The sequence below is a fragment of the Ideonella azotifigens genome (assembly GCF_006519715.1).
In the GTDB taxonomy this organism is placed as follows: Bacteria; Pseudomonadota; Gammaproteobacteria; order Burkholderiales; family Burkholderiaceae_C; genus Ideonella; species Ideonella azotifigens.
Genome location: NZ_VIDT01000163.1, coordinates 1 through 9511, shown reverse-complemented (window position 1 = coordinate 9511; position 9511 = coordinate 1). Strand labels below are relative to the sequence as shown.

10 protein-coding genes, 1 tRNA gene, 1 pseudogene and 1 riboswitch are annotated in these 9511 nt (G+C 67.3%); of the genes and pseudogenes, 6 read left to right on the top strand and 6 right to left on the bottom strand.

Annotated features, from left to right (window positions below):
- The 3 genes and pseudogenes from FKP22_RS33835 to FKP22_RS12280 all read right to left on the bottom strand — a co-directional run.
- Positions 1–127, bottom strand: a pseudogene (locus tag FKP22_RS33835) (lysine transporter LysE); the annotation flags it as partial.
- Positions 128–164: 37 nt separating this feature from the next.
- A complete protein-coding gene (locus tag FKP22_RS12285; RefSeq protein ID WP_343997028.1) occupies positions 165–1493 on the bottom strand; it encodes a D-amino acid dehydrogenase in 1329 nt (442 codons plus the stop codon).
- A gap of 52 nt (positions 1494–1545) precedes the next feature.
- Positions 1546–1671, bottom strand: a riboswitch (glycine riboswitch).
- 191 nt (positions 1672–1862) lie between these two features.
- Positions 1863–2081: a DUF3563 family protein gene (locus tag FKP22_RS12280; protein ID WP_141287779.1), complete on the bottom strand. Its 219-nt coding sequence runs from the start codon at positions 2079–2081 to the stop codon at positions 1863–1865.
- Positions 2082–2536: 455 nt separating this feature from the next.
- On the opposite strand from FKP22_RS12280, the gene FKP22_RS12275 reads away from it, so the two are divergent.
- Both FKP22_RS12275 and FKP22_RS12270 read left to right on the top strand, forming a co-directional pair.
- Positions 2537–2776, top strand: coding sequence for a hypothetical protein (locus FKP22_RS12275; RefSeq protein WP_141287778.1), 240 nt, complete (start codon positions 2537–2539; stop codon positions 2774–2776).
- Positions 2777–3056: 280 nt separating this feature from the next.
- On the top strand, positions 3057–3284 hold the full coding sequence (locus FKP22_RS12270) for a hypothetical protein (protein WP_141287777.1): 228 nt from the start codon (positions 3057–3059) through the stop codon (positions 3282–3284).
- A 9-nt stretch (positions 3285–3293) separates the two neighbouring features.
- On the opposite strand, the gene FKP22_RS12265 is transcribed toward FKP22_RS12270, so the two are convergent.
- Positions 3294–3656, bottom strand: a complete 363-nt coding sequence (locus FKP22_RS12265) for a hypothetical protein (protein ID WP_141287776.1) — start codon at positions 3654–3656, stop codon at positions 3294–3296.
- A 712-nt stretch (positions 3657–4368) separates the two neighbouring features.
- Here FKP22_RS12265 and FKP22_RS12260 point away from each other — a divergent pair.
- The 3 genes from FKP22_RS12260 to FKP22_RS12250 all read left to right on the top strand — a co-directional run bounded on the left by FKP22_RS12260 (position 4369) and on the right by FKP22_RS12250 (position 5465).
- Positions 4369–4439, top strand: a tRNA-His gene (locus FKP22_RS12260).
- Positions 4440–4838: 399 nt separating this feature from the next.
- Positions 4839–5096: a hypothetical protein gene (locus tag FKP22_RS12255; RefSeq protein ID WP_141287775.1), complete on the top strand. Its 258-nt coding sequence runs from the start codon at positions 4839–4841 to the stop codon at positions 5094–5096.
- Positions 5097–5258: 162 nt separating this feature from the next.
- A complete protein-coding gene (locus FKP22_RS12250) occupies positions 5259–5465 on the top strand; it encodes a hypothetical protein (protein ID WP_141287774.1) in 207 nt (68 codons plus the stop codon).
- 112 nt (positions 5466–5577) lie between these two features.
- Here FKP22_RS12250 and FKP22_RS12245 read toward each other — a convergent pair whose 3' ends face one another.
- Both FKP22_RS12245 and FKP22_RS12240 read right to left on the bottom strand, forming a co-directional pair.
- A complete protein-coding gene (locus FKP22_RS12245; protein WP_141287773.1) occupies positions 5578–6675 on the bottom strand; it encodes an NAD(P)/FAD-dependent oxidoreductase in 1098 nt (365 codons plus the stop codon).
- Between the two features lie 54 nt (positions 6676–6729).
- Entirely contained in the window at positions 6730–7830 is a 1101-nt protein-coding gene (locus FKP22_RS12240; RefSeq protein WP_141287772.1) for a porin, read from the bottom strand.
- Between the two features lie 225 nt (positions 7831–8055).
- Between FKP22_RS12240 and FKP22_RS12235 the strand changes: the two genes are divergently transcribed.
- Positions 8056–9511: tannase/feruloyl esterase family alpha/beta hydrolase (locus FKP22_RS12235; RefSeq protein WP_141287771.1), on the top strand; the 1456-nt coding region annotated here is incomplete at its 3' end.

Below are 9511 nucleotides of genomic sequence, written 5' to 3'. Positions count from 1 at the left end.
CGGTGGCCAGGCCGGCGGCCTGGCCCTGGTCCAGCGTGCGCTGGATGGTCAAGAGGCCAATGGGCCCGACCGGCGCGGCGATCGACAGGCCGACCAACATGGCCTGGCTGAAAAGTGAGATGTCCATCGACCAATGTTAGAGGCCGACAGACAGCGGGCCCCACTCAGGCCGGTTGCAGCGACAGGCTTTGCCTGGCCGGCAGCGGGCCGCAGAAGGCGAAGTCGACCTCGGGCCGGCGGCCGTCGATCAGCTGCGCGAGCGCATGGCCGGAGCCCGCACCGTGGGTCCAGCCCAACGTGCCGTGGCCGGTGTTGAGGAACAGCTTGCGCACGCGGCTTTCGCCGATGTAGGGCACGTTGCCGGGTGTCGCCGGACGCAACCCCGTCCAGTAGCTGGCCAGCTCGGGCCGGCTCACGCCGGGGAAGAGTTGCAGCGTGCGGCGCACGATGGCCTCGCAGCGCACCGGGTTCAGCGCCAGGTCGTAGCCGTTCAGCTCGGCCGTGCCGGCAATGCGCAGGCGGTCGCCCTCGGGCGAGGTGAAGCGCGAGAAGACCAGCTTGTACTCGTCGTCGGTCAGGCTGACCTGCGGGGCCTTGGCGGCGTCCAGCACCGGCAACGTGGCCGAATAGCCCTTGGCCGGGTAGATGTCCAGCGTCAGGCCGGCTTGCTTGGCCAGCTGCGGGCTGAAGCTGCCGGCGGCCAGCACGTAGGCGTCGGCGCTCAGCACCTCGTACATGCCGGTTTCGTTGGCGAACTCCACGCCGGTCATCTCGCCGCCTTCGCTGCGCAGCTTCTGCACGCGCACACCGTAGCGGAACTTCACGCCGCGCTCGGCAGCGAGTGCGGCCAGGCCGGTGGTGAACTTGTGCACGTCGCCGGATTCGTCGGCACTGGTGTAGGTGGCGCCGGCCAGCTGCGGTGCGATGTGGGCCATCGCCGGCTCCAGCTTCACGACCTCGTCGCGGCCGATCACCTCGCGCTCGCAGCCCAGTTCGCGCATCACGCGCGCCGGCTCCACCGCCAGGTCGAACTCCTGCTGGCTGGTGTAGAAGTGCAGGATGCCCTTGGTGAGATGGTCGTACTGCAGCCCGGTCTCGGCGCGCAGCGCCTGCAGGCAGCTGCGGCTGTAGGTGCCCAGGTTCAGCAGCTGGATCATGTTGCGCCTGGAGCGCGCGGCCGGGCATTCCAGCAGGAACTTCAGGCCCCAGCGCCACTGCGCCGGGTCGGCCCGCAGGCGGAACAGCAGCGGTGCGTCTTCCTTGCCCAGCCACTTCAGCAGCTTCAGCGGCGCGCTGGGGTTGGCCCAGGGCTCGGCATGGCTGACGGAAATCTGGCCGCCGTTGCCGAAGCTGGTTTCGCGGGCCGCACCAGCATTGCGCTCCAGCACGGTGACCTCATGCCCGGCCTGCGCCAGGTACCAGGCCGTGGACACGCCGATCACGCCGGCGCCGAGAACGATGACTTTCATGGGAAAGCGCTTTCTTTCAGGCAAAAAGAAAGGGGCAGTGGCCGAAGCCTTGCGATCTGCTCGCAAGATTCCGGCCACTGCCCCCACTGTCCTTTTGCCTGAGAGATTCACGCCGCGGTTCCCCGCGGCGCTTGCCCCTTCGGCGGCTGCCATCGGCGAAGCTTTCAAGGCCTGCCGTGCAACGCTCTCCAGTTTGTCGAGATGGTTCCAGTCTTTGGGCCTGAGCGTTCTGAGGGGTACGCCTTCGGCAGCTTCAGCAACAAGTGCTTCGGCTTCTCCTGGAAGAAGATCAGTTTACAGCGGGCGACGCGGCACGGGAGCCGCGGGACGCACCGGCGCGGCAAATGCCGCACGGAAGGCGCCCAGGATCGCCAGGATCAGGTCGGAACGCATTCAGTGGCTCCAGCTCATCATGCTGAGCTGCGTGTGCGCGCTCTCGACGGTGCCGCGCTCGAGCCGGCGAATGCGCCGCTCCAGGTCGCCCATGTCGACGGCTTGCGACAGGTAGCGCTCGTCGTCTTCACGGCTGGCGTCCTGGCCGCGTTGCGAAGGGGTAGTCAGTTGGGCGATGAAACGCCGGACAGTTGCGTAGGTGTTTTGAACGGAGGTCATGGTCTGTACCCTTTTTGGGGCTGATGGAGGGCCATCTCTCGGAGCGGTGGCTCCGGACAGCCCGGTTTGGTTTTTGTATGCAATGTAGTCTAAGGGTTTCCACTCAATCGTGCTGGCGAGGGATCGGTTAACAAGGCCCTAGAAACGGCCGCATTTCACGACGCAAAGCCTTGTTTTCATTGGCAAAACCGCCTTTTCACCAGACCAGATCCAAAGTGCCTTCGCATCGGGTTATGCACAAACAGCATGACTTTGACATGCCGCCCAGCACCGCTCACTGAGTGCCCCAATCGCAGAACGCGAAACGCGAATTCGCTGCCGGCCACCGACGTTTCGTCAGCAAATCGAACCTTCTGCACGGCCAAACCGGCAACTCGTCGCATCCCGGTCGCACCGCAGGCCGCGGCTTCCTAAAGTCCACTCATCGACACCCCGAACCGCACCAGGAGCCCACCATGACCGCCACCGCCACCCGTTTCGCCGCTGCTTCCAACGCCGCCCGCGCCGGCTTCGCCGGTCTGACCGCCGTGGTCACACTGACGGTGCTGGCGGGCGTGACCCACATCGCCGGCCAGCAAGTCCAGGACGTGCAGTTGGCCCAGGCCCGCAGCAACGCCGCGACGATGCTCGCCAGCGCCGTGCCGGCCAACGAAATGCCGCTGCAGATCGTCGTCGTGACCGGCAAGCGGGTCTGACACCCAGTCGCGTCGATCCCGCGCCGAGGGCCCCGCACTGCGGGGCCTTTTTCGTTGTGGCGCCGAACGCCAGCGGGCCGCTGCAGCAGCCGGTCGACGCACCACTGAGTAGACGTCCCGGTAGACCTTCTCCACACAGTTCAGCCGCTGCCGTTCATCCCTGCGGGCAGCAGTTTGGCCAGGCGCTGCGGCAACTCGTCGCATCCCGGTCGCAAGCGCAAGCGGCGCTGCCTAAAGTCCACCCATCGAAACACGATTTGCAGCCCAGCAGGAGCCTCAAATGACCACCCCCAACAGCACCGCCAACGTCAACACCCGCGAATTCCAAGCCAGCTCGAAGGCCGCCCGCACCGGCTTCCTCAGCCTGGCCGCGATGGTGACCTTCAGCGTGCTGGCCGGCATGTCGCAGATCGCCAATGCCCAGGCGGACGATGCGCTGGTCGCACAGGCCGCTTCGCAAGGCGCGGTGCAGGTCGTCGTGGTCTGCGGCAAGCGCAGCGCCGTCTGAGCCAAGCGCTCAGCGAAGTTCCTTCAGCAACTGCTTCAGGCGCTTGCGCCCTTCTGCATTCGTGCCGCGCCAGACTTCCTGCGCCAAGGCCAGGAACTGCTGCTCGGCGGCACTCGGCGACTGCGGCACATGCTCGCCGTCCAGCCAGCCCAGCGGCTGCTCGCACGCCACCTCGATCTGATGCGCCAGCTTGTCACCGATGGGCCGGCTGCTCTTGATCTGGCTCCACATGCTGGGGCTGATCTGCAGCTGTTGCGCAAAGGCCTGCTCCATGCCCTTGGGCGGCACGCCAGCCCGCATCTGCGACTCGGCATAACGTTGAAACAAGGCCAGCACGTTCTGGCGGCGATTCACGGTGAGGTTGTCTGACACGAAAGCGGTTGTGGCGGCGAAGACACGATCTGGAACACAAAGATTGTCGCACCCGCTTGACGCAGAAGTGAAGACTCTTTACAGTTCACCCATTCGCTGCTGAGTGGCTTCCACTGCTCACGGCACCGGAACCTTCGGGTTCCACCGATCACCAGGTCTTTCGTTCCAACCCAACCGAAGTCTCACCGTGAACTCCGCCACCTTCATCGCCAAGCGTTCGCTGCCCCTTTCGGGCCAGTGCACCGGCATGGGTGCAGGGTTTGCAGGCTTGTCTGCAAACGTTTGCGGTTTGAACAGCCAGGCCGGTGATCACAGCCACAACATGCCCCCGGGCGAGGCCAGCGCATAGCGCGTTGCCTCCTACTCGAATCCATCGAGGCCCGGCATCCGAAAGGATCCGGGCCTTGTTGCTTTTGACCTTCTGAATTTCTGTCCCATCACGGGTGTGTTTCGGCAAAACGGCCGAGCAGTGCGCTTTCTCTGTGTGAGAGCGGCCAGGATGTGCGCCACGGGGACGCCCGTGTCGTGCAGCGAGAACACGGCGCAAGCCTTCGGGGTCTTGCGTTCGCGCTGGAGCACAACCGTGATGGGACTGAAGACCCATGTTTCACGAAGCCTTCGTCGAGCTCACGCTTCGAAGGCGGAAATCGGCCGCAAAGATTGGGCGGCACCGGAACCCGTCACCGGAACCTTTCACCAAGTGCGCTCAGGCGTGGCCGTAGCTCAATGGCAGAGCCGTGGCTTGTGATGCCACTGATGTCGGTTCGATCCCGGCCGGCCACCCCTGAGCGCATCGCGCTTTCACCCCAAAAACAGGAGGACATCATGAAGAAGTACAACCCACAGGCGGCTGAAGCCTTCAGCTTTCGAACCCACCCGTAAGCGCCGCAAAGGCTACCCGTCCGAGACCGGCGTCAAGCGCGGCGCGCGGGTGGTGCATGGCGACAAGGAACTGCTGGAGAAGCTGGGGCGCCAAGACCCCTGCCCCTGCGGTTCGGCGCGCCGGTTTCATGCAGTGCTGCCTGCGCAGCGGCTCGTTTTGACGGCGCACTGCGCCAGGACTATTTCCGCGACTGAGGCGCAGCTTCACCCGACACCGGCAAGCGCGCAACACCGCAGACAAGCGCCGGGCCGAGGCTGTGAGCCACGGTTTGGCGGTTCAACCATTGAAAGGAGTTTCCGATGAAGACCCGGATCTCTTCCCTTGCCAACGCCCTGCTGGACAGCCTGGGCAGTGGCCTGCTGCTGATGGCCGCGGTGATGACTTTCAGCCTGCTGGCCGGCCTGGTGCAGGTGGCCGAAGCCCAGCGCCAGGGCTCGCAACTGGCTGACGCGCAGTTGCCCGAGGCGGCTGCCGCCGTGCCGGCGCTGTTTCTGGACGATGCGCCGGAAGCCCCGGCCTCGGCCGTGCCGCCGCCCGGCAAGCCCTTGAGCACCTGACGCTCTGCGCCACACGGCAGTGGCCAGCTGGCCACCACTCATCGCCTGCAAAGGCAACTCAATCACCTGCCGGCCCCGCCTGTCGCAAGACGGTCGCGGCGGGGATCGCGGCTGCCTAAAGTACATCCATCGACACCCACCGCACACCGCAAGGAGCCCCAAATGACCCCCTTCACGTTCATGAACACCACCAGCCTTCGCACCCGCGCCCCTTTCCTGGCACTGGCCGCCACCGTCACGCTGACCGTGCTGGCCAGCCTGAGCCACTACGCCGACCGGCAGGTCCAGGCCGAACAGTTCGCCCAGGCCACGCCGAGCGCCCCGACCCAGGTGGTCGTGGTCACCGGCAAGCGCAGCATCAACGGCTGAGCGCCCCGGCCATGTGCCGGTGTGATGTGGCTGTCCGAATGTCAAGTTGATCGACTGGTCCCACTGACCACTCATTCGCCCCGCAACCGCGGGGCTTTTTTTCGCCTGCGCGCTACAGCGCCGCGAGCACCCGCTCTGCAATCGCCAGCGAAGCGGTCAGCCCCGGGGACTCGATGCCGAACAGGTTGACCAGGCCGCGCACGCCATGCGCGGCCTCGCCCTGGATCAGGAAGCCGGCCGCCGCCTCGCCCGGCCCGCTGATCTTCGGGCGAATGCCGGCGTAGCCCGGCTGCAAGGCGCCGTCCTGCAAGCCGGGCCAGTAGCGCCGGATGGCCGCGTAGAACGCATCGGCGCGTGCCGGGTCGACCCGGTAGTCCAGCGTGTCCACCCATTCCACGTCCGGCCCGAAACGGGCCTGGCCGCCGAGGTCGATGGTCAGGTGCACGCCCAGCCCGCCCGGCTCGGGCACCGGGTAGATCAGCCGCGAAAACGGCGAGCGGCCGGCCAGGCTGTAATAGTTGCCCTTGGCCAGGTACAGCGGCGGCACCTGTTCCGCAGGGAAGCCGGCCAGGCCGCTGGCCAGCGCCTGTGCGTGCAGACCAGCACTGTTGACGACCAGGCCCGCGTGGATCGCCATCGGCTGCTCGCCGCCCACTTGCAGCGTGATGCCTTCGGCCCCGCATTCACCGCCCAGCACCGGCGCGTCATAGGCGAGCATGCCGCCTGCCTGCTCGAAGTCCCCCTGCAGCGCCAGCATCAGGCCGTGGCTGTCGACGATGCCGGTGCTGCTGCTCTCCAGCGCGGCCATGCATCGCAGCTGCGGCTCGGCAGCCCGCGCCTGCGCAGCGCTGACCATCGCCAGCTCGCTCACACCATTGGCATGGCCAGTGGCCTGCAGCTTCTCCAGCGTGTCGCGCTGCTCGGCCGAGGTCGCAACGATCAGCTTGCCGCAGCGCCGGTGCGCCACGCCGTGGCTGGCGCAGTAGTGGTACAGCAGCTGCTTGCCGCGCACGCACAGCTCGGCTTTCAGCGAGCCGGTGGGGTAGTAGATGCCGGCGTGGATGACCTCGCTGTTGCGCGAGCTGGTGCCGCTGCCAATGCAGTGCTCGCGCTCAAGCAGCACGGTCTCAAAGCCACGCAGGGCCAGCGCGCGGGCCACGGCCAGCCCGACCACGCCGGCACCGACGACGATGCAATCCACTCGTTCCATCACTCACCCGTTCCTGCAGACTGGCGCCCAGTCTCGCAGGTTCAGGGGCGATGGTCAGAACGCGTGGCGCACGCCCGCCGCAATGCCCACCTGCACACCACCAGCCACCGGGCCGTTGCCCGCGGCTGCATTGCTGACCGCCAGCGCCAGCGTGCCACTGTTGCCGATGCGGCCGGCTGTCGCGTAGATCGCCGTGCGCTTGGACAGGCTGTAGGCGCCGCGCAGCGCGTAGAGCGTGGCCTTGTTGTCGCTGTCCTTGTAGCTCAGCCGGAACAGCTCGCCGTCCAGCGTGAAGGCTGGCGTCACGGCATAGGCCGCGCCGGCATACCAGAGCCCGCTGCGCGGCGTGGTGGCGCTGCCTTCGTTGCGGCGCGAGATCACGCCGGCGCCGAGCTTCAGTGCGTCGAACCTGACCCAGCCGGCTGCCGTGGCGCGCCGGTCGGTCAGCGTGCTGCTGGTCAGGCTGGCAAAGGCGCCGGTGCCGCCGCGGATCTGGTCGACCGCCAGCGCCAGGCCCCAGTTCGGCGCGTCGTATTTGGCCAGCGCGGACCATTCGCGGCAGGCTTGCGCATCGGCCGCGCTTTCGCCGGCGCAGTTGGTGCCCGAAGGGCTGGGCACGTTGACAGAGTCGCGGCCCAGGCTGTACGTGGCGCCCACCGTAAAGCCGTTGAACGTGCCGCGGTAGGCCACCGCGTTGTCGGCCCTCGCATTGGGCAGGTAGCTGTCCAGCGAGGCCGAGCCATAGGCGTTGGGGCCAAGGATGTCGGCATCCAGCTGCGACCAGAACAGCATCGTGTACTGGCGGCCCAGCGTCAGGCTGCCCCAGTTGCCGGTCAGGCCCACGAAAGCCTGGCGGCCGAACACCCGCCCGCCCTGGTTGAAGGTGCCGGTGTCCAGGCCCAGGCCCTGCTCCAGCGTGAACACCGCCTTCAACCCCTCACCCAGATCCTCGGTGCCACGGAAGCCCAGCCGTGAAGGCACCGTGCCGGTCAGGCCCGGCAGGCGGTTGGTGCCGGTGCTGGCTGCGCCCACGTTCGTCAGGTGTTCGACCGACTGGTCGAGCAGGCCGTAGATGGTCACGGTCTGGGCCTGGGTGGCGAAACTGGCAGAGGCCAGCATGGCCAAGGCGGCCAGGTTCAGCAGGGATCGATGCATGTCGGCTGTCTCCGGTAGGGCTGGCGGTGATCGTGGCGCCACCGTGCTGATTGAATGAGCGCCGCAGTGTAGGAAGCCGGCCCCAGCGTCAGAAGATGGCGGAACCGGTGGCGCAATTACCCGGCGTTATCGCGTCAGCCACACCCGTGCCGGCGGTTGACATGCCCCGTTGATGCGCCAATCATGGCCAGCCCTGACCGACCTCTGAGGCCACTCGCTCACACCATGACCCTGCCCTTACCTGTCCGTCTGAGGACCGCATCGACCTTGCTGTTCGGCTGCCTTGTCTTCGCGTCCATCCAGGCCCTGGCGGCCACTGCTGCGAAGCCTGCACCCCTCAAGCCGGCACAGGCTTGCAGCAGCCTGTTGAAGGCGGACCTGAGCGCCATCGGCGGGGATGGCAGCCGCGTCACCAGCGCCAGGGAAACTACCAACGGCGGCGCACTCGTCTGCGCGGTGGAAGGCCAGCTGGCGCCCAGCGTCGGCTTCGTGATGACGCTGCCGCTGAAGACCTGGACCGGGCGCTTTTTGCAGGTCGGCTGCGGCGGGCTGTGCGGCCGCGCGTCGCTGGAAGTGGGCGCCGCCGAGGGCTGCCTGCCGCTGCAGGCGGGCGGCTTTGCCATCGCCTCGACCGACATGGGCCATCAGGGCATGAGCGGTGACTTTGGCCGTGACCCGCAGCAACGCGCGGACTTCGCGCACCGCGCGGTGCACCTCACTGCACTGGCCGCCAAGCAGTTGATCCGCAGCTTCTACGGCAAGCCGGCCGCCAGGTCCTATTTCACCGGCTGCTCTGACGGCGGCCGGGAAGCCTTGATCGAGGCCCAGCGCTACCCGGAAGACTTCGACGGCATCATCGCCGGTGCCGGCGCGCTGAACTTCCAGGTGCAGAACAGCATGTACCACGCCTGGCAGGCGCGTAGCAACACCGGCCTGGACGGCAAGGCCGTACTCGTGGCCTCCAAGCTGCCGCTGTTGCACCAGGCCGTGCTCGCGCAATGCGACAAGCTCGACGGCCAGGCCGATGGCCTGATCGCCAACCCGCGCGCCTGTTACGTGGACCTGGCCCCGCTGCGCTGCGAACCCGGCGTGGCCGCCAGTGCGAAATGCCTGAACGAAGCCGAGCTCGAAGCCGTGCGCCGCTTGTACGACGGCCCGCGCGACCCCGAAACCGGCGAGCGCCTGACCGTGGCAGGCCCCATGCCGGGCTCCGAGCTGGCCTGGGCCGGCGTGTTCGTGCCGGAGAGCGCCAGCCAGCCCATCTTCAGCGAACGCATCGCACTGGACGCGCTGCGCAACCTGAGCTTCGAGACCGACCCGCCAGCCGACTTCCGCCTCGCCGACCTGCCGTTCGACGGCGCCACCTTCGACCGCCTGCGCGCACGGCGCCCGCTGTTCGACGCGACCAACCCCGACCTCTCGGCCTTTGCCAAGGCCGGCGGCAAGCTGATCCTGTGGCATGGCTGGTCAGACCCGCACATCTCGCCGCTGAACACGGTCGCCTACCTCAACGCCGTCCAGCGCGTGATGGGCGCCGCGCAGGCCGAGGCCTTCACCCGCCTGTACCTGCTGCCCGGCGTGTACCACTGCGGCAGTGGCGAAGGCCCGAGTGCGGTGGACTTCCTGACGCCGCTGCTGGACTGGGTCGAACGCGGCGTGGCGCCGCAGGCCGTCGTCGCCC